Raw genomic sequence first — 23,734 nt, 5'->3', positions numbered from 1 at the left:
GCTCGACGCGGCCCCGCGCCCGCGCGTTTCGCTATCCCTCCGCGAGCAGGCCGTAGGCGGTGGCGATGAACGGGTCCCGGGCACGGAACCGCCGGGTGCACACCGCCGCCAGGGCGGTGTCCGTGTCGGGCCGGAAGCCGAGGAACGCCTGCTGGCCCAGGGTGGCACCGCTGTGGAAGTACATCGGCCCGCCGTCGGTGGGGTGCCGGAACCAGCCCACGGTGTGCACGTGCCGGTGGCCCAGCCCCCTGCGCAGCACCGGCACCCGGACCGCACGCAGCGCGCTGGCGGCCGGTGAGCGGTCCGGCTCCAGGTGGGCCTCCAGGAAGGTGAGCAGGTCGCCCGGGGTGGACCGGACGGCCCCGGCCGCCTGGAAGCCGCCGGCGTCGAAGGCCGGTACCGGGGTGCGGCCGTCCTTGCGGTGGCCGACGGCGTCGGTCTCCGGTCCCTCCGCGCGCAGGGCCGTACCGCTGAGGCCGAGGGCGCGCAGCACCTGCTCGGTGATCAGGTGGTCCCAGGGGGTGCCGACGGTCGCGGCGACGGCGTGGCCGAGCACGGAGACTCCGTAGTTGGAGTAGTGCCAGCGGGTTCCCGGGCGGTGCCTGGGCCGGTGGCGCAGGAAGGTGTCCGTCAGCCGCTCGGCGGAGTAGCGGGCGTAGGGGTTGGTGCGCCAGGCGGGCAGGCCCCGGCGCACGAAGTCGGCGGGCAGGGCCGGCAGGCCCGAGGTGTGGGTGATGAGGTGGGCGAGTGTGACGGGGTGCGGGCCGGTCCTCGCGCCCGGGTCCAGGCAGGTGGCGGCCGGCTCGCCGCCGGTGAGCACACCCCGCCGGATCAGACGGGTGAGCAGCAGCGCGGTGAAGGTCTTGGACGCCGACCCGGTCTCGTAGCGCAGGTTCTCGCGGGGGACGTCGGGGGGCGGGGCGGTGCCGCCGCCGAGCAGGGTGCGCCGGCCGCGCCGGGAGACGGCGAAGACGACGTCGGGGGCGTCGCTCGCCTCCACGGCCGCGGCCAGTCGCTCGCGCAGGGCCGCCTCGTCGGCCGGTGCGGGTCCGTCGGGGACGTCCGCTTCGGGGGCCCGTTCGTCGGTGGCGGGCAGTCCCGGCCAGGGCGTGCGGCGGGCGGTCATGACGCGGAGTGCGCCAGCTCGGTGAGGGCGCGTGAGGTGGCCAGCAGGGAGGCGAAGGCGGCGACCAGGGTCGGGTGGTAGACCACGTCGAACACCGCGTCGGGTGTGCCCTCGGGCATGGCGCGTACGGCCGGCATGGCGCCGTCGGGCTGCTGTGCGGCGGCGAAGCCCTGCCAGGCGGCCTCGTCCAGGGTGGGCCGGGGCAGACAGGCGTCAACGACGAGGAGTTCGCCGAGCAGGTCCCAGCGTTCGAGGTCCAGCCAGTCGTCGATCCAGACCGGGAGCCAGGTGGCGAGGTAGTCCGCGACGTCGGGCGGCAGCCCGCCCGGGTTCTCGCCCCAGTCGGTGAGGTGGAAGACGGTGTGCGTGATGTCGTACGCGGTGTGGCCCTCGACCGTCCACGGCTCGGGGGTGCCGGCCAGCCAGGTGGTGGCGGCCGGGCCGGCCTCGGGCGGCCGTGCGGCCAGGCCGAAGCGGCGCTGGAAGGCGGACAGGCCCAGGCGCCTGGTGGGGGTCACCGGGAGACGCGCCCAGCCGTCCAGCCGGTGGTTGAGGACCGTGGCCCGCTCGATCTCGGGCTGGCTGTAGCCCAGCTCCTTGAACGGCAGGTAGACCTCGAAGGGGACGGGTGAGAAGGGCTCGATGCGCTGGCCCCGCACCAGCATCCGGCCACCGTCGAGGGTCTCGCGCCAGGTGTGGTCGAGGAGTTGGCGCGCGAGCCGGGCCTGCCGGGAGCCGGCGACGCCCTCGCGGAAGAGCACCTTGCAGATGAGGGCGAGTTCGCCGATCGGCTTGAAGCGTTCCAGGAAGCCGATCTCCGGGTCCACGTCCGGTTCCAGGCGGAATCCGTCGCGGTGGGCCCACAGCCACTCCAGGGCACCGGCTCCGACGCGGTGGATCAGGCGGGTGTCGGTCATCCCGGCGCTCCTTGTCCGGCGTGCTGTCCCGTGCGGGGCGCGGCGTGCCGCACGGGGGGCGGGGGTGCGGTCGCCGCGGTGGTGAGGGCCGCCGCGAACACGGCCATGAGGGTGGAGTGGTAGCAGTCGGTGAAGGCGTACGGGTCCGGTCCCGGGTCGGTCCCGGCGGCGTCCCGGGCGGCGCCCTCCTCGGGGATCGCGCCGGAGCCGGACTGGGCCGCGGCGAGGCGTTGCCAGGCGTCCGCCAGGACGGCCGGCTCCGGCGGTCTCGGCAGGCTCGCCGCGACCGCGAGCAGTTCGCAGCTCAGGTCGTACATGCGGGCGTCCAGGCAGGTGTCGAGCCAGGGCGGCAGCCAGTGCAGCAGGTAGCCGGCCAGGTCCGCCGGCACGCCCCGGGGGACGCGGCCCCAGTCGGTGAGGTGGAAGACGACGTGGGTGAGCGCGTATCCGGCGGCGCGTTCGAAGGCCCACGGTTCCGGCAGGCCGCCCAGCCAGGTGCGGTCCAGCGCCGGGGACACGGCCCCGTGCGGCCGGAGACCGCTGCGCCGCTCGGCCTCGAGCACGCCGAGCCTGCGGGTGGGGTACTGCTCGGTCAGCCGCCAGCTTCGGGTGCGGGCCACCACGGCCGCGGACGCCTCGTAGCCGGGGTGCCGCAGTCCCGCCGAGGCGAAGGCCGCGTACACCTCCAACGGGTAGGTGGCGAAGGGCTCCAGCGACTGCATGAGGGGGAAGAGTTCGCCCCGGCGGGTCTGCTGCCAGGCGAAGTCCAGCAGGTCCCGGACGCGGGTGTGCAGCGGGTCCCCGGGCGGGGTGCACCGGGACACGGACGCGCAGACCTGGGTCAGCTCGCCCAGGGGTTTCCACGTCCGGTTGACCTGGCCGTCCGCCGCCAGCGCGTCGTCGCCGAGCGCGAAGCGGTCGCGGTGGGCCCACACCCAGTCCAGCGCGGCCTCCTCGACGGCGCGCACGCTCACCGGAGGGCTCCGGCCGGCATCAGCCGCGCCGCCTCCAGTTGGAGGGCCACCCGCGGGTCGGAACCGCCCATGAGGCCGACGAAGTCCAGCCCGGCTTCGAGGCCGAGGGTGTCGGGCACTCCGTCCAGGAGTGTGAGCCAGCGTCCCGCCCCGGCCGCCTGCTGCCAGTCCCGGCGGCGTACCGCCCGGACGAAGCCGCGGGCGACGTCCACGGGCCGGCCGCGTGCCACGCGGGTCACGGCGCACTCCTCGCCGGGCAGCGCGAGCGGGGCGAGGACGGCGAGCTGGTGGGTCAGGAACTGCCAGGACGCGTCGTCGAGCCAGCCGGCGTCGGGTTCGGCGTCCGGGCTGTCGGCGAGCGGTCCGTCCAGGGGTTGTCCGGTACGGCGCAGGGCCCGGGTCATCGCCCAGTGGCTCCACACGACCGTGGGGGACGCGCCCCGGCGGGGCGGGTGGGCCGCCACCGCGTCCCGGAACACGGCGAGTTGCGCGGGCTCGGGCGGCAGGCTCAGCAGGAGGCTGGGCAACAGGGTGTCGGCGCCCAGGACGCGCACCGCCGCCCGTGCGACGCCCTCGCCGGCGCCGCCTCCCGTCAGGGTGCTCCCCGCTCGCACGTGGTCTCCGCTCCGAAGAGCGGAGACCACGTCGGAAGCGAGGTCAAGCACCGTTCCCTGCAGGAGGGCCGATGTGCTCGACTGCTCCATCTCGTTCTCCCGTCGGTCCGTCAGCCCTTCTTCGGGCGCGGGGTCGGCGGCGAGAGCAGGAGGCTGGTGCCTCCGGACTGCAGGGCGAGCGCGGCGCACTCGCGGCTGTCGCGGAAGACTCCGTCGGGCTCGGCGGGGTCGAGTACCGCGTCGATGTCGATGTTCTCGGTGCGGGTGACTTCCTCGAGCACCTTGTCCTTGGAAGGCATTTCACCATCTCCCTCTGGTAGCCAAATGGCCTTCACACCCCAGGGTGTCCGATAAGTCCCAGAACATGCCTTCCATCACAAAATTCCCAGAAGGTCACTCATTCATCACTCATTCAACAACAGCCACCCGCCTCAGCCGCCACACGTGGTCGTCCCGGAATCCTTCGGCCCCGTCGGGCGAGACACTGCGCCGACGGGCGGTCCGGCGGGTCTGCACGCTCCACTCCCCCGCGGGCAGGGCGAGTTCGCCGAGGACGCCGTCCAGGGTGGGGAACACGGCGTCGAAGGGGGGTTCCGTCTGCCAGGAGGGCCAGCCGGCGTGCAGGACGAGGAGCAGGGTGCCGCCGGGGGCCACGGCCCGCGCGGCGGCGCGCAGGACCGCCCGCTGGTCGAACTCGGCCGGGGACTGCAGGTACTGGGCGCTCACGAGGTCGAAGGAGCCCTCGGGGAACGAGGGACCCAACTCGTGGCGTTCCCAGGCGACACGGTCGCCGACCCCGGCCTCGGCGGCGTGCCCGGCCGCGCGCTCCAGGGCGGTGGCGGAGATGTCCACACCGGTGACCCGCCAGCCGCGCGAGGCCAGCCACACGGCGTCCGCCCCTTCGCCGCAGCCGAGGTCGAGCGCGGTGCCGGGGGCGAGGCCGGACGCCTCCTGGACCAGCAGGTCGTTGGGGCGTCCGCTCCAGACGCGGTCGGAGTCCCGGTAGCGGGCCTCCCAGAACTCCGCGGCGGACGGCGGCGCGGGGGTGTCGGTCATGGTGCCTCCTGAGGCGGGCGCGGGCATCTGCACACGGGGCGCGCGTCGCTCGCGCGCCCCGTGTGCAGGCTGCCCCGGCGGGGCGGGAGCCGCCAAAGGTGTTTGCCGTTACGGCAAGTCCGGCGCCGGCGGGCCCTACGGTCAGCCCGTCGGCGCCCGCGGCGCGTCCTCCGGGTCGTCGGCCCGCAGCAGGACCGTCCGCCGCGGGAAGGGCAGCTCGACGCCCGCGTCGTCCAGCGCCTCCTTGACCCGGCGGCGCAGCTCGCGGGTGACGCCCCACTGCTGGAGCGGCACGGTCCGCACGGCGAGGCGCACCTGCATGCCGTCGGCGTCCAGGGACTGCACGCCCCACACCGCCGGGTCCTCGAGCAGGACGTCCGCGAAGTCGGGGTCCTCGCGCAGCGCGCGGCCGGTGTCCTCCAGGACGCGGTAGACGGTGTCGAGGTCGGCGTCGTGGGCCACGGCGACGTCCAGGACGGCGCGGGCCCATTCCTGGCTGTCGTTGCGCACGCGCAGGATCTCGCCGTTGCGGATGTGCCACAGGCCGCCGTTGAGGTCGCGCACGTGGGTGAGGCGCAGGCCGACGTGCTCGACCTCGCCGACGGCCTCGCCGAGGTCGACGGAGTCGCCGACGCCGTACTGGTCCTCGACCATGATGAGCAGCCCCGACAGGTAGTCCGCGACCAGGCTCTGGGCGCCGAAACCGATCGCCAGGCCGACCACTCCGGCGCTGGCCAGCAGCGGGCCGAGGGCGATGCCCACCTGGTCGAGCACCATGGCCACGCCGACCATGAACAGCACGATGGTCACGGCGCTGCTGAGCACCGAGCCGATGGTGCGGGCCCGCTGCTCGCGGCGCTGCCGGGCCCTGGACCGGTCGCGGTGCAGTACGGCGGCGCCGCGGGCCGGCCTGCGGGGGCGGCTGTGCTCGGCCTCGCCGGCGGGCGGTTCCAGGACTCGCTGTACGACCCGGGTGATGGCCCGCTTCGCCACCGCGCGCAGCACGAGCAGGACCACGACGATGAGCGCGATGCGCAGGGGTATCCCGATCAGGGCGGCGGTGTGGTCGCCCGTCCAGTCCGACCACGAGGCCGCCAGTGGCGGGGGCGCGGCCGCCTCGGCGGGCGGGGAGGTGTGCGACATCGGCTCGGGTACTCCGTTCCTCGGGGACAGGTCTGCCGTCGGGGCCGCCTACCCGCCCGCGGCGGGAACATGATCCGGCCCGGTACACGGGCCACCCTTGCCACCATTTGCCCTTGATGCCCGAGAGTTGCGTCATCTTCACTCCCGGCGTGCCCATCACCGGCGCCGCCCCGGGCACCCGCACGGCGTCGTCCACAGTGGAGGGGGACCCGCGGCGTGGTTACCGTTGCCGTCCTGCTGCTGCCCGGGCTGGGGCTGCTGTTGTTCAGCATGACGTACCTGGAGGACCGGCTGTTCGGTGATCCCGGACCACCCCGCCACGCGCGGCGGCGGCATCTGCGCCTGGTTCCCGGTGGCCGCGGCCACCGCTCCCCGGCCCCGCGCCCGGAACCGGCGCAGGCCCGCGCGTCCGAACGGGACGCCGCCTGACCACGGATTCCCCGCCGTTCCTGCGGACCCCGCCGGGCGGGCGTCCGGCGCGCTGGGCGATGCTGGTGCGGACGCAACGCACGCGGCGCGGTGAGGAGAGCGGATGGACACCGGGGAACGGCACGACGCGGAGGACGAGTTCGTCCGCTTCTGGCAGGAGCGCCGGATCTGCTTCCTGGCGACGCGGCGGGCCGACGGGACACCCCACCTGGTCCCCGTCGGGGTGACGTACGACCACGCCACCCGCACGGCACGGGTCATCACGGGCCGGGACACCGCGAAGGCCCGCAACGTGCGGCGGGCCGCCGGCGCCGTCGTCGCCGTGAGCCAGGTGGAGGGCAGGCGCTGGTCCACGCTGGAGGGCGTGGCCACCGTACGGGACGACGCCGGGGCGGTCCGCGACGCGGAGGCCCGGTACGCCGCCCGTTACCGGCAGCCCCGGGTCAACCCGGAGCGGGTCGTCGTCGAGATCGACGTACGGCGCTTCCTCGGCACGGTGCGGCCCCCGGCGGGACGCCCGGAGGCGTGAGGCGCCCGGCGGGCCGGGGGCCCGTCACCCCTGGCCCGCCCCCGTCCGGCGTCCGAGCCTCCCCGGCCACCAGGCGACGGCGCCGATGTCGCGGGCGAGCGCCGGGACCAGCAGCGAGCGCACCACCAGCGTGTCCAGCAGGACGCCGAAGGCCACGATGAAGGCGATCTGCAGCAGGAAGGCCAGCGGAATCACCCCGAGCGCCGCGAAGGTGGCGGCGAGGACTACGCCGGCCGAGGTGATCACGCCGCCGGTGGCGGTCAGCCCGCGCAGGATGCCCTCGCGCACGCCGTGGCGCAGCGCTTCCTCCCGCACCCGGGACATGAGGAAGATGTTGTAGTCCACACCCAGGGCGACCAGGAAGACGAATCCGTACAGCGGGACGGAGGCGTCGGTGCCGCTGAAGCCGAACACGTGGGTGAAGACGAGCGAGGAGACGCCCAGGGTGGCCAGGAAGTTCAGCCCGACCGTGGCGACCAGCAGGAGGGGCGTCAGCAGGGAGCGCAGCAGCAGGACCAGGATGACCAGGATGATGGCGAGGACCACCGGCACGATGAGGGTGCGGTCCGCGCCCGCGGTCTCCTGGGTGTCGTACTGCTGGGCGGTGTAGCCGCCGACGAGGGCGTCCGCGCCGGGGACGCCGTGGACGGCCTCCCTGAGGCGGACCACCGTGCTCTTGGCGGCGTCGCTGTCGGCGGGCGCCTGGAGCGTCGCGTCGATGCGCACACGCCCGTCGACCACCAGGGGCGTCCCGCCGCCGGGGCGGCCCGAGGCGGTCACCGGGGCGGCCGAGGCGACGCCGGGGGTGTCGCGGGCGGCCCGGAGGACCGGGTCGAGACGGCCGGCCTCGGCGATGACGACGGCGGGGTTGCCGGAGCCGCCCGGAAAGTGCTCGGCCAGGGTCTGCTGGGCGGCGACCGAGGGGGTGTCGTTCACGAAGATCTCGTCGAGCGGGACGCCCTTGGAGCTGAGGGTGGGCGCGAAGGCCGCGCAGGCGAGCAGTGCGGCCAGCGAGACGGCCCAGATGCGGCGCGGAGCGCGGTCCACGAGGGCGGCGACACGGTGCCACACCCGGTGCTCGGCCTCCGGGGCGCCGGCCCGCACCGGCTTGGCCGGCCAGTAGGCGACGCGGCCGAGCAGCACCAGGACGGCGGGCAGGAAGGTGAGCGTGCTCAGCACCGAGCAGACGATGCCGATGGCACCGACGGGTCCCAGCGCGCGGTTGTTGGTCAGGTCGCTGAGCAGCAGCGCCAGCAGGCCGAGCGCGACAGTGGCCGCGCTGGCGACGACGGCGCCCCAGGAGTCGCGCAGCGCGGCGCGCACGGCGCCGAAGCGGTCCGGGTGGCGGGCGAGTTCCTCGCGGAACCGGGCGGTGAGCAGCAGTGCGTAGTCGGTGGCGGCGCCGATGACCAGGATGGAGAGGATGCCCTGGACCTGACCGTCGACGCGTACGACGCCGCGGTCGGCGAGCGCGTAGACGACGGCGCACGACAGGGCCAGTGCGAAGACCGCGCTCAGGATGATGACCAGGGGAAGCAGGACGCTGCGGTAGACGAGCAGCAGGATCACCAGGACCGTGATCAGCGCGACGGCGAGCAGCAGTCCGTCGATGCCCGCGAAGGCGTCGGAGAGGTCTGCCTGGGAGGCCGCGGGGCCGGCGAGCTGTGCCCGGGTGCCGGGGACCTGCCCGGCGGCGTCACCGATGTCCGCGAGCACGTCCGGGAGGCGTTCGCCGAGGTCCGGCTCGACCTGGACGACGGCCTGGAGCGCCCGGCCGTCGTCCGAGGGCAGGGCGGGGCTCGCGGGTCCGACGACGCCGGGGGCGCCTTCGAGGCCCGCGACCGAGCGGGTGGCCGCCTGCCGGTGTTCGGTGACCGCGGCCCCGCCGTCGCCGTCGGCGGTCCAGACGACGATCACGGGGAGCGTCTCGTCCTGCTGGAAGGCCTTCTGCGCCTCGGCGACCCGGGTGGACTCGGCGCTGCGGGGCAGGAAGGAGGCCTGGTCGTTGGTGGCGACCTCGCCCAGCTTGCCGGCGTAGGGGCCGAGCGCCCCGCCGACGACGAGCCAGACCAGGAGGAGCAGGACCGGGACGAGCCAACGGGCGCGCCGGGCACTTCGGGGCGGGCGGGAGGGGGTGGACATCGGTGTCGGGTCTCCAAGTCTCGGGGGGCGCGGGCACCAAATGAAGCTCGATCATAAACAATCTCAATTATCGAGTTAGTTTGGGGTGCCGTGGGGTGCCGTGGTGCCGCAGGGTGCCACAGGACTGCTCCGAGCCTGCCGCGGGGCTGCCGCGCGACGGCCGCCGGGTGCCACAGGGGCGGCACGCGCGGCCCGGCGTGGGGTGGCGGCCGGGGTCAGCGGTCGTCCGACGCCACGTGGCTCAGCTCCTCGTTCAGCGCCGCCAGGAAGCGGGCCACGACGGCCAGTTCGTCGTCGTCGAAGTGCGTGCGGGCGGCGACGGCGGCCTCGGCCAGCGGGCGGAAGTACCGGCGGGCCGCCTCCCGGGCCTCGGGCACGTAGTGCAGGTGGACGACCCGGCGGTCGGCGCTCTCCCGGACCCGGCGCACGTGTCCCGCGCGTTCGAGCCGGTCCACGCACGCCGTCACCGCGCCCGAGGTCAGCCCCAGGTGCCGGCGCAGCCGTCCCGGCGTCATGGGTTCGGGCGCGTCCAGGATCGCCGCGAGGGCCTGGATGTCGGTGGCGTGCAGCGTGTGGGCACCGGCGAAACCGTGCACGACGCGGTTGATCTCGCCGTTCATCCGCCTCAACTGGACGGCGAGCGCGTGCAGGTCGCTCCCCCCGGGGCCGGGGCCGGTCCGCCGCTCGTGCGCGTCGTGTCCGCGCTGGTTCGCTGTCGCCACGCGATCAGCGTATAGAAGGGGTCGACCGGGGCCGGGACGTGTCCAGCCCGGCCCCCTCCGGGGAAGGGGTCACGGTGACGACTGTCCCGCGAGCGACGGAGCCCCATGAGCCAGGAAAGCGCAGCATCCGACCGGACGAGCGACGAGAGCGGCGGAGCGGGCCCGCGCTGCCTGGTCACCGGCGCGACGGGGTACATCGGGGGCCGTCTCGTACCGGAGCTGCTCGACGCCGGACACCGGGTGCGGTGCCTGGCCCGCTCCCCGCACAAGCTGCGCGACCACCCGTGGGCCGGGCGGGCCGAGGTGGTGCGCGGCGACGTGACCGACCCCGACTCGGTGGCGGCGGCGCTGGAGGGCGTGGACGTGGCCTACTACCTGGTGCACGCGCTCGGCACCGGCGACGACTTCGAGGCGACCGACCGGCGGGCGGCCCGCACCTTCGCCGAGCGCGCCAGGGCGGCCGGTGTGCGGCGGATCGTGTACCTGGGCGGCCTCACCCCGTCCGGGGTGCCGGAACGCGAGCTGTCGCCCCACCTGCGCTCCCGAGCCGAGGTCGGCCGGATCCTGCTGGCCTCCGGCGTGCCCACGACGGTACTGCGCGCGGCGGTCGTCATCGGCTCCGGGTCGGCCTCCTTCGAGATGCTGCGCTACCTCACCGAGCGACTGCCGGTGATGGTCACGCCGAGCTGGGTCCACACCCGCATCCAGCCGGTGGCGGTCCGCGACGTGCTGCGTGCCCTGGCCGGCAGCGCGACCATGCCGCCCGAGGTGTCCCGGACCTTCGACGTCGGCGGTCCGGACGTCCTCACCTACCGCGAGATGATGGTCCGCTACGCCGAGGTCGCCGAACTGCCCAAGCGGCTGATCCTGCCGGTGCCGATGCTGACCCCGGGCCTGTCCAGTCACTGGGTCGGACTGGTCACGCCGGTCCCGGCGGGCATCGCGCGCCCGCTCACCGAGTCGCTGCGGCACGAGGTGGTGTGCGCCGAGAGCGACATCGTCCGGTACGTCCCGCCGCCCCCGGGATACCCCCTCGGCTTCGACGACGCGCTGCGGCTGGCCCTGCAACGGGTGCGCGAGGCCCGGGTCACGACCCGCTGGTCGTCCGCCTCCGTCCCGGGGGCGCCCAGCGACCCGCTGCCCACCGACCCCGACTGGGCCGGCGGGAGCCTCTACACCGACCACCGCGAGCGGACCGTCGACGCGTCGCCCGAGGCGCTGTGGCGGGTCATCGAGGGCATCGGCGGCGACAACGGCTGGTACTCGTTCCCGCTGGCCTGGGCGGTACGGGGCTGGCTGGACCGCCTGGCCGGCGGGGTCGGCCTGCGCCGGGGCCGCCGGGACGCCGCGCACCTGCGGGCCGGCGACTCCCTGGACTTCTGGCGGGTGGAGGAGATCGTCCCCGGCCGGATGCTGCGGCTGCGCGCCGAGATGCGGCTGCCGGGGCTCGCCTGGCTGGAGATGTACGCCGAGACGGACGACGCCGGGCGGACCCGGTACCGCCAGCGGGCCCTGTTCCATCCCCACGGGCTGGCGGGCCAGGCGTACTGGTGGAGCGTGGCGCCGTTCCACGCCGTGGTCTTCGGCGGCATGGCCCGCAACATCGCCCGCACCGCCGAACAGGCCCCGCGAGCGGCCGACGGCCCCCACGCCCCGCCCGCCCCGTGAAGCCGGACGCCCGCACCGGTCGGCGGCACCGGGGCGCGGTCCGGAGGTGCGCGTCATACCGTTCCCCGGAACCGCGTCTCCGGCACCGGCGCGAGGCCGGACGCCCGGCCCGGGCATCCCCACGTGCGCGTCGCCGGGCGAGGTGGCCGCGCTCGCGACGACCGCGCCCCCGGCCGGCTGACTGCCGGCCCCTCGACGATCGGCGAGCGGCCCGCCCTCGCCGATCAGCTCGGCCGACCGCGTCGCTCCGCCAGACGCATTCCGGAGTCGACGGCCACGCACAACCGCACCAACGACGCCAACACCACCCGCCCCACGACTCACCGCCGAGGCCCCGCCACCCCTCTCGGAACGTCTCGCCAGCCCCGCCAACCCCGGCCGACAGCATCCCACCGCTTCCTCCCCCGGCGCGGCGGCGTCCCCGCGCGTCCCCGTGGCCGGGTTCCTCCGGTCGGGTAGCGTCGCCCGGACCCCTCGCAAGGAGCGCCATGGTCACGTCGGTCGTCCTGTTCACCCGCGATCTGCGGCTGCACGACCATCCGCCGCTGCGGGCCGCCCTCGGGCGCTCCGCGGCCGTGGTGCCGCTGTTCGTCCGGGACCGGGCCGTGGACGCCGCCGGGTTCGCCGCGCCCAACCGGCTCGCCCTGCTCGCCGACTGCCTGCGGGACCTGGATGCGGGCCTGCGCGACCGGGGCGGGCGGCTCGTCGTCCGGTCCGGGGACCTGGTGACGCAGGTGTGCGCGGTGGCCGCGGAGGCGGACGCCGACGAGGTGCACATGGCGGCCGACGTCAGCGCGTACGCACACCGGCGCGAGGAGCACCTGCGGTCGGCGCTCGAGGCGCGGGGCCTTCGGTTGCACGTCCACGACACCGTGACGACCGTGCTGGCCCCGGGGGCCGTCACCCCGGCCGCCTCCGACCACTTCGCGGTGTTCACACCGTACTTCCGGCGCTGGAGCGAGCACTCCGTCCGCGAGCCGCTGGCCGCGCCGCGCAGCGTCCGTGTCCCGGACGGCGTCGGCTCCGAGCCGCTGCCGTCCCGCGACGGCCTGGCCGGGCTGTCCCCGGGGCTGGCGGCCGGCGGGGAACGGGCGGCCAGGAAGCGCCTGACGGCATGGCTGCGCGACGGCATCGCGGGATACGCCGACCACCACGACGACCTGGCCTCCGACGCGACCTCCCGGCTCTCCCCCGACCTGCACCTCGGTGCCCTCTCCCCCGTCGAGCTGGTCCACCGGGCCCGGCGCGTCGGCGGCCCCGGCCCGGATGCCTTCGTACGGCAACTGGCCTGGCGGGACTTCCACCACCAGGTACTGGCCGCCCGCCCGCACGCCTCGGCCGCCGACTACCGAACCCGGTACGACCACTGGCGCACCGGTGCCGCCGCCGAGGAGGACGCCGCCGCGTGGCGGGAGGGGCGCACGGGCTACCCGGTCGTGGACGCCGCGATGCGCCAGCTACGGCACGAGGGCTGGATGCACAACCGGGGCCGCCTGCTCGTCGCGAGCTTCCTCACCAAGACGCTGTACGTGGACTGGCGCGTCGGTGCCCGGCACTTCCTGGATCTGCTCGCCGACGGCGACGTGGCCAACAACCAGCTCAACTGGCAGTGGGCGGCGGGCACCGGCACGGACACCCGCCCGCACCGTGTCCTCAACCCCACGGCCCAGGCGCGGCGCTTCGACCCGGACGGGACGTACGTCCGGCGGTGGGTGCCCGAACTGGCCGGGGTGGAGGGCCGCGCCGTGCACGAGCCCTGGCGGCTGCCGAGGACACGGCGGTCCGCGTACACCGACTACGCGGACCCGGTCGTCGGCCTCTCCGAGGGCCTGGACCGCTTCCGACGGGCGCGGGGGCGCGACTGAGCCCGGGCGGGCCGCGGACGCCCGGTCAGGCGGGGCCGTCGGGCCGGGAGGTGTGGTCCGGGTGGTTCCGTGTCCGGCGGGCCTCCTTCAGCTCCGCCTCGTACAGGTGGTGGCGGCCCTGGGCGAGACGCGCCACCGCTTCCCGCTCCAGGTCGCGGAAGGGCTGGTAGTACGTCCGGTCGTACGCCTCGACGATCTGGAACGTCCAGTGGCCCGGGATGACGTTGCGGCCCAGGATCTCCGTGCGGACGCGCTCAGCCCAGTCCCCGTGCCCGGCGGCCCTCAGCAGCTCGACCGCCCGGTCGAGTTCGAAGTCGGCCGAGCCGGTGCACTGATGGAAGGCGAACAGGTGGCCGCGGGCGCACTCGGTCGTCTCCAGGGCCTTGGACAGGGACCCGAGGGCCTCGACCGTCGCGTCGCTCACGCCCTCGGGGCGCCGGTGGGCGTCGTCAGCCATGGCGCTCCAGGGGGTCGTGGCCCCAGTTCATGAGTGAGTACCGCCACCGGGTGTGCGCGACGTCGCCGGACGGGCGCTGGGCCAGGTGCCGGCGGACGTAGCCGACGACCTTGCGCATGTGCTCGTAGTCGTCGTCGGAGAGGTCGCTCTTCTTCTTCCGCAGGATCTCCACGATCCGGCGTCCGGAGGCGTGCCCGACGGACTCGCCGCCGTCCTGGTGGTGCCCGGCGTCGCGGGACTCGTCGCTGTCGAGCCACCGGTCCAGTGCGGCCGGTGTCATGTTCACCAGCTCGTGGAACGCGTCCCGGGTCTCGTCCTGCTCGTCGCCGTCCACGACACCTCACTCCTTCACCGCCGGCGGGTCCTCGACGGACATCTGGGTTCCCCGCCCGGGGGCACCCCACTCGGGCCGGGGCCGATTCGCCGCCGATCTATCCTGGTCGCGGCCCCGGCGCCGCCGTTTTGGCCCGCCCGCGCGCCGCCCCGCACCGCCGTCGTTCCAGGAGCAGCCCGTTGAACACCAGCACAGCGACCCCGGACAGCTACTACGAGCGGATCGACGAGCACCGCTACAAGCCCACCCCGCACGCGGGCGGCGCGTGGAGCCCGGACGAACAGCACTTCAGTCCGCTCGGGGGTCTGATCGTCCACGCCGTCGACGGCCACCTCGCGGGCCGTCCCGGCGCGGCGGACATGTCACTGAGCCGGATCAGCTTCGACATCCTGGGCCGCCCGGCGCTGGACGAGTGCGAGATACGGGTGGAGACGGTACGCCCGGGACGCACCATCGAGCTGGTCGAGGCGACCGTGCTCATAGCGGACCGGTCGGTGGCGCGGGCCAGGGCCTGGCTGCTCGCGGACGGGGACACGAGCGCTGTCGCCGGCGGCGGTGCGGAACCGCTCCCGGCGCCGGACACGCTCGCCCGCTGGCCGATGGACTCCGAGTGGCCCGGCGGTTACATCGCCTCCCTGGACGTGCGTCCGCTCGCACCGCCCTCCCCCGGCCGCACCACCGCCTGGGTCTCCACCGGCCTCGGCCTGGTCGCCGGGGAGACCGCGAGCCCGCTGGCCTCCTACGTCGCGCTGGTCGACACGGCCAACGGCATCGCCGTGCGCCAGTCGCCCCGGGAGTGGATGTTCCCGAACGTCGACCTGACCCTGCACCTGCACCGCGCGCCGCGGGGCCGCTGGACCGGCCTGGACACCACCGTCGTCTTCGGGCCCACCGGTCAGGGCATCACCAGCACCGTGCTGCACGACGTGGACGGCCCCGTGGGCCACGCCCAGCAGATGCTCACCGTCCGTCCTCAGCCCCGGGCGTGAGGACGAGGCGTCCCCGCACTCGTCCGGACTCCAGCTCGCGGTGTGCCTCGGCCGCCCGCGACAGCGGCAGGCGGCCGGCGATGCGCGGGCGCCACGGCGTGTCCCGGAGCACGCCGACGACGCCCCGGGCCGCGTCGGCGAGGTCGGCGACCGAGGCGTTGCTGATGGCGAAGCCCACGATGCTCGCGTCCCGGGTGTAGAGCCGGCCGAGCGGCAGTTCGGCGGCCCCCTGCCCGAGCCCGACCATCGCGACCAGGCGCCCGCCGTGGGCCAGCAGGTCCACGGCGTCGGCGAGCACCCCGTGTCCGGACGTGTCCAGGTGCACGTCGTAGCCGTCGGGAGCGGCCCGGCGCAGTCGCTCGCCGAGGTCGGGCGACCGGTAGTCGAGGACCTCGGCCGCGCCCAGCCGGCGTACCGCGGCGGCGTCCTCGGCCCGGGCCGTGGCGACGACCCGGGCGCCGGCCCGGGCGGCGAGGGCGACGGCGGCACCGCCCACGTTCCCGGCGCCGCCCCCGACGTGGACGGTCTCCCCCGCCCGCAGCCGGCCGTGCCGGAACAGCGCCAGCCAGGCCGACGCCGCCGGGTGCGCGGCGGCCACGAGTTCGTCGGCGGCGACGCCGGAGGGGGCGGGATAGAGCCGGTCGGCGGCGACCGTGGCGTATTCGGCGAAGGAGCCCTGCCGGCCCGCGTGCCCCAGGCTGTTGCACCACACCGGCTGTCCGGGGGCGAACCCGGCGGCCCCGGGCCCGGCCGCCGCCACCTCGCCCACCAGGTCCCGGCCGACGACGAAGGGCAGGGGCAGCGGGGTGGCGTACGCCCCGGACCGCACGAAGGTGTCCACCGGGTCGGCGGCGACGGCCCGGACCCGCACGAGCACGTCCGTGGGCCCGGTCGCGGGTACGGGAAGCTCGCCGTAGCGGATGGCGTCGGCCGGTCCGACGGCGTCGACGTACGCCGCGTGCATCGTGTGGGGGACGGTGGCGTTCATGCCCTCATGCTAGGAACCGGCCGGTGCCGTCGCGCCCGTGGACCGTCCGGCTGCCGTGCCCCGGTCGGAGCAGCCTCCGTACGCCCGCGCTGCGCGGGGCCCGCGCCCGCCGTAGCGTGGGCGCGTCTTGGTTTCCTCGTCTCTTCGCACGTCCGTGCTTCGCGTGTTGCGTCCGTGCCTCCCCCTGTTCCGGAATCGCCGCTAGGAGTTCCCATGCGCCTGCCCATCGAGCTCAGGCACGTCGCCCCGCGACTGGCCACCGGGGCCTTCATTCTCAACTCGGGTCTGGCCAAGCGCGGGGCCGACGAGCAGACCGCCGCCATGATGCACGGGATGGCGAAGAACACCTATCCGTTCCTCGGCCGACTGCGGCCCGCCACCTTCCTCCGTCTCCTCTCCGCCGGTGAGATCGCGCTCGGCACGGCGCTGCTCCTGCCGGTCGTACCGACGGCTCTGGCGGGCGCCGGTCTGACCGCCTTCTCGGCCGGACTGATGGGCCTGTACCTGCGCACTCCGGGCATGCGCGAGGAGGGCAGCCTGCGCCCGACGCAGGAGGGGACGGCCCTGGCGAAGGACACGTGGATGCTCGGCATCGGCGTCGGGTTCGTCGTCGACGGAGCCACGCGCAGGTCCTGCTGACCGCGCCCGCCGGGGGCCGACGCGGGACTCCGCCCGGCCGGCCGGCGCGCTACGGCATCCGCGCCCGGCACCAGTCCGGCCCGGTGAGGGCCAGCATGGCCGCGACGGTGTCCTGCCCGGGCAGGGGCCCGTGGTCCCCCACCACCTTCAGCGCGGAGGCGGCGGTGATGTGCCCCAGGCGCAGCGCACGGGTGAGGTCCGTGCCCCGCAGGAGCCCGGCGAGGAATCCGGCCGCGAACGCGTCGCCCGCGCCGACCGGCTCCACGACCTCCGTGGCCAGGGCGGGCACGTCGCACACCTCCCGCTCCGTGAACGCGGTGGCGCTCCGCCCGCCGTCCTTGACGACGAGGACGCGCGGTCCGCTCAGCAGCCCGCGGACGTCCGCTCCCGTCAGGCCCGCACCCCACAGGTCCTGTGCCTCGTCCAGGCCGACGAAGACGATGTCGGCGCGGTCGGCCAGGTCCCGCAGCACCCGGGGCGCCGTGCCCGGGGGCCACAGTGCGGGGCGGTGGTTGACGTCGAAGCTGACGGCGTGGGTGCGCCGGGCCGGCGGGGTGTGCAGGGCGTGTTCCACCAGGGCCCGGCAGGTCGGCGACAGGGCCGGGGTCACCCCGGTCAGGTGCAGGAGGGCGGCCCCGCCGAGCCGTTCGTCGTCCAGGACGTCGGGAGCGAGCGCCGAGGCCGCCGAGCCCGCGCGGTAGTAGTGCACGCGGGTCCCGGCGGCGCCCGGGTCCTTCAGGAGCAGCCCGGTCGGCCGTGCCGGGTCGGTGCGCACGCCGGAGACGTCCACGCCCGCCCGTGCGACGGCCGTCCGCACCCGGCGGCCGAGTGCGTCGTCACCGACCGCGGAGAGCCAGGAGACGGACACACCCAGGTCGGCGAGGTACATGGCCACGTTCGACTCGGCGCCGGCCACCGACAGCCGCAGCGAGTCCGCGCCGTCCAGCGAGTCGGGCGGCGCCGGGGCCAGGGCCGCCATGGTCTCCCCGAGGCACACCACGGGTCCCCGCGCCGGCCGCCAGGGGCCGGCGGCCCGCGGGCCGGTGCCGGGGGCCTCGCCCTCGTGCGTGCTCGGGGAGCCGTCCCCCTCGCAGGTCACGGCCGGGCCTCCGCCACGGCGGCGCGGAAGGCGCGGGCGCGGACCCGGAGGGCGTCGAGACTGCCTCCGTCGGCGGCGTCGCCGGTCAGCGGGGAGCCGACCCCGACGGCGGTGGCACCGGCCGCCAGGTGGGCGCGGGCCGCCGCCTCGTCGACGCCGCCGACGGGGACGAACACCTCGTGCGGGAAGGGTCCGCGCAGCGCCTTGACATACGCGGGCCCGCCGGCCTGCGCCGCCGGGAAGATCTTCAGCGCGGCGGCACCGAGCGTGCGCGCGGTGACGACGTCGGTGGGTGTCATGACACCGGCCAGGACGGGCATGCCCAGCTCGCGGGCGGCCACGACACCCTCCCCCAGGCCCGGGGTGACCGCGAAGTCGGCGCCGGCGCGGTGGGCGGCCAGGGCGTCGTCGGCGGTGAGGACCGTGCCGGCGCCCAGGGGACGGTCGGGTCCGAGGGCCGCTCTGGCCCGTTCGACGACCTGGAGCGCGTCCTTGCCGGTCAGGGACACCTCGATGAGCTCCAGACCCTCCTCGGCCAGGGTCAGTACGGTGCGCAGCGCGGCGTCGGCGTCGTCGCCGCGCACGATGGCGACGAGACGGTGGGCGGCGAGGGCGGCTCGCAGATCCACGGGCAGGGCTCCTTCTGGGGGTTCGGGGGCGGGCGGGGCCGGCCGGCGCGGGGCGGCACTCGGCGACCAGGGTAGAAGGCCATCGCCGCTGGTCCGCGGGCCGGGTCCGGAAGTCGCCGACGGGCAGGAGCGGCCGCGGCGCACCGGCGACGGGGCGTCAGACAGCCATCCATGTCCAGGTTGCGCGTTTTGCGGCATTCCTCATGGTGACCCGGGTGGAGGACATCCACGTGCGACGAGGTGAGAAACATGCTGGTGCTGGGTCTCCTGCTCATGGCGGGCGCCGCCGCCTTCGCAGGCCTGCTGATCGCGTACAACCTGTCCGGCGGTCCGGACTACACCGTGACACTGCTGGGGAGTCAGCCATTCACGATCAGTACGCTCGGGGCGTTCCTCGGCGGCATCGCCCTGACGCTGATCTTCGGCCTGGGCATGTGGATGCTCATGGCCGGGACCGTGCTGGCGCGCCACCGGGGCCGCAGGCGCCGCGGCGACCGCGAGGCCGCCAAGCAGGCCGCCGCCGAGCGCGACGCACTGGCCGGCCGGCTGGAGGGCCGGGGCAGCACGACGAGCGACACGTACGAGCCGGCCGCTCAACGCCGCCCGGCCTCCCACCGGCCGCAATGGCTGCGACCGCACGGCCACCACTGACGGCGGAAGACCTCCGACCGGTCCGGCCCGCCCGCCGGGCCGGTCGGCGTGCCGGCCGGCGGACGACGCGCCGGCCGGAGAACCGAGGGAGGCACCTCACATGGCGAGCGACTTCTCCGTGGGAGACCACGTGCGCTGGAACTCCGAGGCCGGGTACGTCGAGGGCGTCGTCGTCGAGAAGCACACGCACGACGTCGAGTTCAAGGGCCGCACGCGCCGCTGCTCCGCGGACGATCCGCAGTACGAGATCAAGAGCGACAGGACCGGCCGTCTCGCCATGCACAAGGGCGGAGCACTGACGAAGGCGTAGTGCGAGGCCGCCATGACCGCTTCTGCTGACGCGAGCATGCCCGGCAGGGCGGGTTGCTGCCGTCCCCTGCGTACCGGTTCGTGCATGATGCTCACCGAGGTCCCGGACCGGGGTCCGTGCGAAACGGGGTGACAGTGTGGGTGCCGGGCGTGCCGCCGCGGAGCACAGGCAGTGGGACAAGCAACACCCCTGGCCGCCGCGATGGCTCCGTTGGGTTCCGCCCGCCCTCGTCGTGGCGACCCTGGTCCTCGACCATGTGACACCGCCGCGCTACTTCTTCGGCGCGCTGCTGACGGCTTCGGTGGTGCTGGCCCTCTTCACGTACCCGCCGCTCGGCGTCCTCGCCGTCGGCGCCGCCGGGTGCGTGCTGCTCGTGGTCACCGAGACGGTCGAGGACTACGTCGGTCCGATGACCATCGTCGCCCTGACCGTCCTGGCCGCCGTCACCGTGCTGTCCGCGGCGCTGTGTGTGGTGCGCCAGCGGGCCGAGAGCCGCTTCCGCAGCGTGCAGGCGGTCGCCGAGGCCGTGCAACTGGCCCTGCTGCGTCCGCTGCCCGCCCGGATCGGCCCGTTGCGCCTGGCCGGCTTCTACCGGGCGGCCGACGACGAGGCACTCATCGGCGGGGACCTCTACAGCGTCCGCCCCACACCGTTCGGCATCCGGGTGATCGTCGGGGACGTCAAGGGCAAGGGCGTCAGCGCGACACAGACCGTGGCCACGGTGATCTCCTCGTTCCAGGAGGCGGCACTGCTCCAGCCGTCGCTGGACCAGGTGGCCGAGCGGATCGACGTGGCCCTCCAACTGGACCGCGACAACCCTCCGGCGGAGCCGATGGGCGGCGGCAGGCCGGCCTACGCCCGCGGTAAGGCACCGGGGCCGGCGGACGAGGTCTTCGCCACGGCCGTCCTGCTCGAATTCGCCGCGGACGCACGCGCCGTGCGGATCCTGGACCGGGGCCACCAGCCCCTGCTGACCGTCCGGCACGGCACGGCGTCCGTCCTGGAGATGGACCACAGCCTGCCGCTGGGCATGGGCGACCTGCTGACCGCTCCCCCACGCACCGTGACGCACGCCCTGGATCCTGGCGACATCCTCCTCGCCTACTCCGACGGGGTCACCGAGGCCCGCGACAGCTCCGGAACGTTCTATCCGCTGCGCGAACAGCTCCAGGCCCACTGCACCGACACCGGCAGGGCGGTCTCTCCGACCGGACTCGTCACCTTCCTCGAGGAGGACGTCGCCCGCTGGGCCCCGGCCCTGACCGACGACCTCGTCGCCATCGCCCTGCAGCCCGCACCGTCCCACGACGAGTCATCCACCGACCGCGCCACGGACGAGTGATCCACCGACCGCGCCACGGACGAGTGATCCACCGACCGCGCCACGAAGGAGCCGCATGACCTCAGCAGCGAAGCCGGCCCAGCCCTTCGTCGCCCGGCAGCAGGCCGTACTCCGGGAGCGCCTGCCGTTCGCCGACCGGCAGGACTTCGAGGACGCGGCCCGCGGGCTGATCACACGCCGGGAGCCGAACGCCGTCACCGACGAGGACGGGCGCGTCGTGTGGGACAACGACACCTACGCCTTCCTGGCGGGCGACGCTCCCGACACGGTCAACCCGAGCCTGTGGCGCCAGTGTCAACTCGTCGCCGAGCAGGGCCTCTTCGAGGTCGTCGAGGGCATCTACCAGGTGCGCGGCCTGGACCTGTCGAACGTGACGTTCGTCGAGGGGGCGACCGGCGTCGTGGTGATCGACCCCCTGCTGTCGGTGGAGACGGCCGCCGCCGCCCTCGCGCTGTACCGCGAGCACCGCGGCGACCGCCCCGTCACCGGCGTCGTCTACACGCACTCCCACATCGACCACTTCGCCGGTGTCAAGGGCGTCACCACCCAGGAGGACGTCGACGCCGGACGCGTGCCGGTCCTCGCACCCGAGGGCTTCACCGGGCACGCGGTGGCCGAGAACGTGTACGCGGGCACCGCGATGGCCCGCCGCGCCGCCTACATGTACGGGGCGGCCCTGCCCCGCGGCCCACGGGGGCAGGTCGGCGCCGGCCTCGGCCAGACCACCGCGACCGGCACCGTCAGCCTCATCGCGCCGACCGTGGAGATCACCACGACCGGGCAGGAGGAGACCGTCGACGGGGTGCGCATGGTCTTCCAGATGGCCCCGGACACCGAGGCCCCCTCGGAGATGCTCATCCACTTCCCCGGCCTGCGGGCCCTGTGTGCCGCCGAGGACGCCACCCACACCCTGCACAACCTGCTCACCCTGCGCGGCGCGGTGGTCCGCGACCCGCACAACTGGTCGCAGTACCTCACCGAGTGCATCGGCCTGTTCGGCGACACCACCGACGTCGCCTTCGCCTCCCACCACTGGCCCACCTGGGGCCAGGACCGCGTCAAGCACTTCCTGAGCGTCCAGCGCGACCTGTACGGCTACCTCCACGACCAGACCCTGCGCCTGATCAACAAGGGCTGGACGGGAACCGAGATCGCCGAGCACCTCCAGCTCCCGCCGGCGCTGGAGAAGGAGTGGTCCACCCACGGCTACTACGGATCGGTCAGCCACAACCTCAAGGCCGTCTACCAGCGCTACATGGGCTGGTTCGACGGCAACCCCGCCCACCTGTGGCAGCACACCCCCACCGAGGCCGGACGCCGCTACGTGGAGTTCATGGGCGGCGCCGACGCGGTGGTCGACAAGGCCCGCACCTGTTTCGAGGCCGGTGACCTGCGCTGGGCGGCGGAAGTCCTCAACCACGTCGTCTTCGCCCAGCCCGGCCACGCCGCGGCGCGCGAACTGCTCGCCGACACCTACGAGCAGCTCGGCTACGGCGCCGAGAACGGCACCTGGCGCAACTTCTACCTGTCCGGCGCCGTCGAACTGCGCGAGGGCCGGTTCGGCACCCCCACCGTCACCGCCTCCGCCGACATCATCGCCAACCTCAGTCCCCGGCTGCTGTTCGACGCCCTCGCCGTCCAGATCGACGGGCCCAAGGCATGGGACGAGCACATCGCCGTCGACGTCGTCCTCACCGACACCGGCGAGGAGTACCGGCTGCGCCTGGCCAACGGCGTCCTCACCCACACCGACGCACCCCAGCGGGACGCGGCCGACGTCACCCTCACCACGACCACCCGCCAACTGCCCGCCCTCGCCCTGGGCAGTCCGACGCCCGAGGCACTGGCCGAGGCGGGCATCCGGACCGACGGCGACACCACGGCCCTCGCGCGGCTCGCGGCCGTACTCGACCCCGGCGACCGCGACTTCCCCATCGTCACGCCCTGACCGTCGGCGGCGTACCGCAGCACGTCACGCGCTCCGCGGCGGGCGGCCGAGGGTGACGGCCCCCCGGAAGGGGTCGGGCGGGACGGCGGCCATGGTGTCGAGCGCCGCGTCGGCAACGGGCAGCAGATGGGCGTCGGCCCAGGTGTCCCCCGCCGACGTGGCGGCCCACGGGTCCTCGATCACGAGGGCGCCGGGCACGGCTCCGTGGCACAGCACCCAGTGCGGGACGTCGAAGCCCTGCATTCCGGCGAGGGAGATCAGCAGCAGCACGTGCTCCCCCCGGTCGACCGTGCTCCGGATCGTGGCCGTCGAGAGATGGCGCGGATCGACCGGGACACCGAGGTCCTCGGCCTGCGTACGGGACATCCGCTGGAACAGGGCACGCCATTCCCGCTCGTCCTCGGAGCAGTGGTCGAGCAGGACTGGGCGATCCACGTCGCGGTGGACCGTGACGGGGACCGACGGCCACGCGCGTCGCGCGGCGACACCCAGTCCGACGGGCTCGCAGGCGGGGAAGTTGGTGGCCCGGCGCCACAGGGACAGCTCCGACTCCCGGTCGAGCGCCGCCCGCGGCACCGTCCCCGCGTGCGCCGCCGCGACCAGGGCCGTGACGGCGCCGCAGGTGAAGTGCGTCGTCTGCCCGTAGTACGGCGGTTCGCTCACCGCATCCCCGTGCAGCCAGCGCACGTAGGCGGAAGCGGGCTCCGCCGCACCGACCGGCGTGAGCGGCGGGTTCAGCGGGGTGAAGCCCGCGGCAGCGGCGTCCTCGGCGCTCACCGTCCAGCCCTCCCACTTGACCTGCGCCAGCCCCTGGTCGCGTGCGTGGGCGACGACCGCGACGGCGGCCGCCCGGACGTCGCCGACGGCGTCGACGATCTTCAGGTAGGCGGTGTGCGGGCGGGCCGTCACGAGCGCGGCGCCGGTCCAGTCCTCGCCGTCGCCGTCCGGCACCGCCACGATCCGCGGACCGTGGGCCGAGCGGTCCACCGTCCGCCAGCGTTCGGGCACGGCATGGCGTTCGAGCCGCTGCCACAGCATCGGTGCGGTGTCGGGCGTCAACGGGACGACGGTGCCGCGCGAGGGTGTTTCCGTCCGGGACGGCATGCGAGAACTCCTGGGACCGGGCTGGGAGAGGGCGGGAGGGACGGGCACGCTGCGGCCCG

The 23,734-nt window shown here is 74.8% G+C and carries 25 protein-coding genes; 10 read left to right on the top strand and 15 right to left on the bottom strand.

Going from position 1 to position 23,734, the window contains the following annotated elements; genetic code table 11:
- Window positions 1-31 precede the first annotated feature (31 nt).
- The 7 genes from IG88_RS0126940 to IG88_RS0126910 all read right to left on the bottom strand — a co-directional run bounded on the left by IG88_RS0126940 (window position 32) and on the right by IG88_RS0126910 (window position 5,830).
- The gene (locus tag IG88_RS0126940) at window positions 32-1,126 is read right to left on the bottom strand and encodes a serine hydrolase domain-containing protein (protein WP_031046400.1); all 1,095 of its coding nucleotides are present in this window, start codon (window positions 1,124-1,126) and stop codon (window positions 32-34) included.
- Window positions 1,123-2,043, bottom strand: coding sequence for a DUF6895 family protein (locus tag IG88_RS0126935; protein WP_031046398.1), 921 nt, complete (start codon window positions 2,041-2,043; stop codon window positions 1,123-1,125). The genes IG88_RS0126940 and IG88_RS0126935 overlap by 4 nt, the downstream gene beginning before the upstream one ends.
- Window positions 2,040-3,017 (bottom strand): DUF6895 family protein, encoded by a 978-nt coding sequence (locus IG88_RS0126930; RefSeq protein WP_031046396.1) that lies wholly within the window; start codon window positions 3,015-3,017, stop codon window positions 2,040-2,042. The genes IG88_RS0126935 and IG88_RS0126930 overlap by 4 nt, the downstream gene beginning before the upstream one ends.
- Window positions 3,014-3,721 carry a hypothetical protein gene (locus tag IG88_RS0126925; protein WP_031046394.1) on the bottom strand — a complete coding sequence of 236 codons (708 nt, stop codon included), beginning with the start codon at window positions 3,719-3,721 and terminating at the stop codon, window positions 3,014-3,016. Before IG88_RS0126925 ends, IG88_RS0126930 begins: the two co-directional genes overlap by 4 nt.
- A gap of 20 nt (window positions 3,722-3,741) precedes the next feature.
- A complete protein-coding gene (locus IG88_RS0126920) occupies window positions 3,742-3,930 on the bottom strand; it encodes a hypothetical protein (RefSeq protein ID WP_031046391.1) in 189 nt (62 codons plus the stop codon).
- A gap of 109 nt (window positions 3,931-4,039) precedes the next feature.
- Window positions 4,040-4,687: a class I SAM-dependent methyltransferase gene (locus IG88_RS0126915; protein WP_031046388.1), complete on the bottom strand. Its 648-nt coding sequence runs from the start codon at window positions 4,685-4,687 to the stop codon at window positions 4,040-4,042.
- Between the two features lie 141 nt (window positions 4,688-4,828).
- Window positions 4,829-5,830, bottom strand: a complete 1,002-nt coding sequence (locus IG88_RS0126910) for a mechanosensitive ion channel family protein (protein ID WP_031046385.1) — start codon at window positions 5,828-5,830, stop codon at window positions 4,829-4,831.
- Between the two features lie 216 nt (window positions 5,831-6,046).
- On the opposite strand from IG88_RS0126910, the gene IG88_RS0126905 reads away from it, so the two are divergent.
- Together IG88_RS0126905 and IG88_RS0126900 are read left to right on the top strand one after the other, a co-directional pair.
- Window positions 6,047-6,259, top strand: a complete 213-nt coding sequence (locus IG88_RS0126905) for a hypothetical protein (RefSeq protein ID WP_031046382.1) — start codon at window positions 6,047-6,049, stop codon at window positions 6,257-6,259.
- A 103-nt stretch (window positions 6,260-6,362) separates the two neighbouring features.
- Window positions 6,363-6,788 carry a PPOX class F420-dependent oxidoreductase gene (locus IG88_RS0126900; protein WP_031046379.1) on the top strand — a complete coding sequence of 142 codons (426 nt, stop codon included), beginning with the start codon at window positions 6,363-6,365 and terminating at the stop codon, window positions 6,786-6,788.
- 24 nt (window positions 6,789-6,812) lie between these two features.
- Here IG88_RS0126900 and IG88_RS0126895 read toward each other — a convergent pair whose 3' ends face one another.
- Window positions 6,813-8,930, bottom strand: coding sequence for an MMPL family transporter (locus IG88_RS0126895; protein ID WP_031046377.1), 2,118 nt, complete (start codon window positions 8,928-8,930; stop codon window positions 6,813-6,815).
- A 215-nt stretch (window positions 8,931-9,145) separates the two neighbouring features.
- Entirely contained in the window at window positions 9,146-9,652 is a 507-nt protein-coding gene (locus IG88_RS0126890) for a MarR family winged helix-turn-helix transcriptional regulator (protein ID WP_031046371.1), read from the bottom strand.
- A 105-nt stretch (window positions 9,653-9,757) separates the two neighbouring features.
- On the opposite strand from IG88_RS0126890, the gene IG88_RS0126885 reads away from it, so the two are divergent.
- Entirely contained in the window at window positions 9,758-11,320 is a 1,563-nt protein-coding gene (locus IG88_RS0126885; RefSeq protein WP_031046368.1) for an SDR family oxidoreductase, read from the top strand.
- 488 nt (window positions 11,321-11,808) lie between these two features.
- A complete protein-coding gene (locus IG88_RS0126880; protein ID WP_031046366.1) occupies window positions 11,809-13,185 on the top strand; it encodes a cryptochrome/photolyase family protein in 1,377 nt (458 codons plus the stop codon).
- Window positions 13,186-13,210: 25 nt separating this feature from the next.
- On the opposite strand, the gene IG88_RS0126875 is transcribed toward IG88_RS0126880, so the two are convergent.
- Together IG88_RS0126875 and IG88_RS0126870 are read right to left on the bottom strand one after the other, a co-directional pair.
- The gene (locus IG88_RS0126875; protein WP_031046364.1) at window positions 13,211-13,642 is read right to left on the bottom strand and encodes a hypothetical protein; all 432 of its coding nucleotides are present in this window, start codon (window positions 13,640-13,642) and stop codon (window positions 13,211-13,213) included.
- A complete protein-coding gene (locus tag IG88_RS0126870; RefSeq protein WP_031046362.1) occupies window positions 13,635-13,976 on the bottom strand; it encodes a DUF3140 domain-containing protein in 342 nt (113 codons plus the stop codon). The genes IG88_RS0126875 and IG88_RS0126870 overlap by 8 nt, the downstream gene beginning before the upstream one ends.
- Before the next feature lie 179 nt (window positions 13,977-14,155).
- Between IG88_RS0126870 and IG88_RS0126865 the strand changes: the two genes are divergently transcribed.
- Window positions 14,156-14,965, top strand: a complete 810-nt coding sequence (locus tag IG88_RS0126865) for a thioesterase family protein (protein ID WP_031046360.1) — start codon at window positions 14,156-14,158, stop codon at window positions 14,963-14,965.
- Here IG88_RS0126865 and IG88_RS0126860 read toward each other — a convergent pair.
- The gene (locus IG88_RS0126860; RefSeq protein WP_037836768.1) at window positions 14,937-15,953 is read right to left on the bottom strand and encodes a zinc-binding dehydrogenase; all 1,017 of its coding nucleotides are present in this window, start codon (window positions 15,951-15,953) and stop codon (window positions 14,937-14,939) included. The two genes, IG88_RS0126865 and IG88_RS0126860, sit on opposite strands and share 29 nt — an antisense overlap.
- A gap of 213 nt (window positions 15,954-16,166) precedes the next feature.
- Between IG88_RS0126860 and IG88_RS0126855 the strand changes: the two genes are divergently transcribed.
- Window positions 16,167-16,592 (top strand): hypothetical protein, encoded by a 426-nt coding sequence (locus tag IG88_RS0126855; protein ID WP_031046357.1) that lies wholly within the window; start codon window positions 16,167-16,169, stop codon window positions 16,590-16,592.
- A gap of 49 nt (window positions 16,593-16,641) precedes the next feature.
- Here the strand turns inward: IG88_RS0126855 and IG88_RS0126850 are convergent, their stop codons facing one another.
- Both IG88_RS0126850 and IG88_RS0126845 read right to left on the bottom strand, forming a co-directional pair.
- Window positions 16,642-17,592: a sugar kinase gene (locus tag IG88_RS0126850; RefSeq protein WP_037836783.1), complete on the bottom strand. Its 951-nt coding sequence runs from the start codon at window positions 17,590-17,592 to the stop codon at window positions 16,642-16,644.
- Window positions 17,593-17,687: 95 nt separating this feature from the next.
- A complete protein-coding gene (locus IG88_RS0126845) occupies window positions 17,688-18,320 on the bottom strand; it encodes a bifunctional 4-hydroxy-2-oxoglutarate aldolase/2-dehydro-3-deoxy-phosphogluconate aldolase (protein ID WP_031046353.1) in 633 nt (210 codons plus the stop codon).
- A gap of 249 nt (window positions 18,321-18,569) precedes the next feature.
- Here IG88_RS0126845 and IG88_RS0126840 point away from each other — a divergent pair, with 249 nt between their 5' ends.
- The 4 genes from IG88_RS0126840 (at window position 18,570) to IG88_RS0126825 (ending at window position 22,571) form a co-directional block, all read left to right on the top strand.
- Window positions 18,570-18,971 carry a hypothetical protein gene (locus IG88_RS0126840; protein ID WP_031046352.1) on the top strand — a complete coding sequence of 134 codons (402 nt, stop codon included), beginning with the start codon at window positions 18,570-18,572 and terminating at the stop codon, window positions 18,969-18,971.
- A gap of 100 nt (window positions 18,972-19,071) precedes the next feature.
- Window positions 19,072-19,281: a DUF2945 domain-containing protein gene (locus IG88_RS0126835; RefSeq protein ID WP_031046350.1), complete on the top strand. Its 210-nt coding sequence runs from the start codon at window positions 19,072-19,074 to the stop codon at window positions 19,279-19,281.
- A 232-nt stretch (window positions 19,282-19,513) separates the two neighbouring features.
- Complete coding sequence (locus IG88_RS0126830; RefSeq protein WP_234332317.1) at window positions 19,514-20,623, top strand: PP2C family protein-serine/threonine phosphatase; 1,110 nt, start codon at window positions 19,514-19,516, stop codon at window positions 20,621-20,623.
- A 55-nt stretch (window positions 20,624-20,678) separates the two neighbouring features.
- On the top strand, window positions 20,679-22,571 hold the full coding sequence (locus IG88_RS0126825; protein ID WP_031046345.1) for an alkyl/aryl-sulfatase: 1,893 nt from the start codon (window positions 20,679-20,681) through the stop codon (window positions 22,569-22,571).
- 24 nt (window positions 22,572-22,595) lie between these two features.
- On the opposite strand, the gene IG88_RS0126820 is transcribed toward IG88_RS0126825, so the two are convergent.
- On the bottom strand, window positions 22,596-23,675 hold the full coding sequence (locus IG88_RS0126820; protein ID WP_031046343.1) for a peptidase C39 family protein: 1,080 nt from the start codon (window positions 23,673-23,675) through the stop codon (window positions 22,596-22,598).
- Between the last annotated feature and the right edge of the window lie 59 nt (window positions 23,676-23,734).

It is taken from the genome of Streptomyces sp. NRRL F-5650 (assembly GCF_000721365.1).
Taxonomy (GTDB): Bacteria; Actinomycetota; Actinomycetes; order Streptomycetales; family Streptomycetaceae; genus Streptomyces; species Streptomyces ardesiacus.
The sequence above is the reverse complement of the archived record's forward strand: the minus strand, read 5'-3'. Positions and strand labels throughout refer to the sequence as shown.

What these genes read in the sequence shown, in the direction of transcription:
- IG88_RS0126825 (WP_031046345.1), top strand. Translation starts at nt 20,679, where the DNA reads ATGACCTCAGCAGCGAAGCCGGCCCAGCCCTTCGTCGCCCGGCAGCAG.
- IG88_RS0126875 (WP_031046364.1), bottom strand. Translation starts at nt 13,642, where the DNA reads ATGGCTGACGACGCCCACCGGCGCCCCGAGGGCGTGAGCGACGCGACG.
- IG88_RS0126885 (WP_031046368.1), top strand. Translation starts at nt 9,758, where the DNA reads ATGAGCCAGGAAAGCGCAGCATCCGACCGGACGAGCGACGAGAGCGGC.
- IG88_RS0126835 (WP_031046350.1), top strand. Translation starts at nt 19,072, where the DNA reads ATGGCGAGCGACTTCTCCGTGGGAGACCACGTGCGCTGGAACTCCGAG.
- IG88_RS0126895 (WP_031046377.1), bottom strand. Translation starts at nt 8,930, where the DNA reads ATGTCCACCCCCTCCCGCCCGCCCCGAAGTGCCCGGCGCGCCCGTTGG.
- IG88_RS0126925 (WP_031046394.1), bottom strand. Translation starts at nt 3,721, where the DNA reads ATGGAGCAGTCGAGCACATCGGCCCTCCTGCAGGGAACGGTGCTTGAC.
- IG88_RS0126820 (WP_031046343.1), bottom strand. Translation starts at nt 23,675, where the DNA reads ATGCCGTCCCGGACGGAAACACCCTCGCGCGGCACCGTCGTCCCGTTG.
- IG88_RS0126940 (WP_031046400.1), bottom strand. Translation starts at nt 1,126, where the DNA reads ATGACCGCCCGCCGCACGCCCTGGCCGGGACTGCCCGCCACCGACGAA.
- IG88_RS0126935 (WP_031046398.1), bottom strand. Translation starts at nt 2,043, where the DNA reads ATGACCGACACCCGCCTGATCCACCGCGTCGGAGCCGGTGCCCTGGAG.
- IG88_RS0126855 (WP_031046357.1), top strand. Translation starts at nt 16,167, where the DNA reads ATGCGCCTGCCCATCGAGCTCAGGCACGTCGCCCCGCGACTGGCCACC.
- IG88_RS0126915 (WP_031046388.1), bottom strand. Translation starts at nt 4,687, where the DNA reads ATGACCGACACCCCCGCGCCGCCGTCCGCCGCGGAGTTCTGGGAGGCC.
- IG88_RS0126840 (WP_031046352.1), top strand. Translation starts at nt 18,570, where the DNA reads ATGCTGGTGCTGGGTCTCCTGCTCATGGCGGGCGCCGCCGCCTTCGCA.
- IG88_RS0126910 (WP_031046385.1), bottom strand. Translation starts at nt 5,830, where the DNA reads ATGTCGCACACCTCCCCGCCCGCCGAGGCGGCCGCGCCCCCGCCACTG.
- IG88_RS0126920 (WP_031046391.1), bottom strand. Translation starts at nt 3,930, where the DNA reads ATGCCTTCCAAGGACAAGGTGCTCGAGGAAGTCACCCGCACCGAGAAC.
- IG88_RS0126880 (WP_031046366.1), top strand. Translation starts at nt 11,809, where the DNA reads ATGGTCACGTCGGTCGTCCTGTTCACCCGCGATCTGCGGCTGCACGAC.
- IG88_RS0126900 (WP_031046379.1), top strand. Translation starts at nt 6,363, where the DNA reads ATGGACACCGGGGAACGGCACGACGCGGAGGACGAGTTCGTCCGCTTC.
- IG88_RS0126860 (WP_037836768.1), bottom strand. Translation starts at nt 15,953, where the DNA reads ATGAACGCCACCGTCCCCCACACGATGCACGCGGCGTACGTCGACGCC.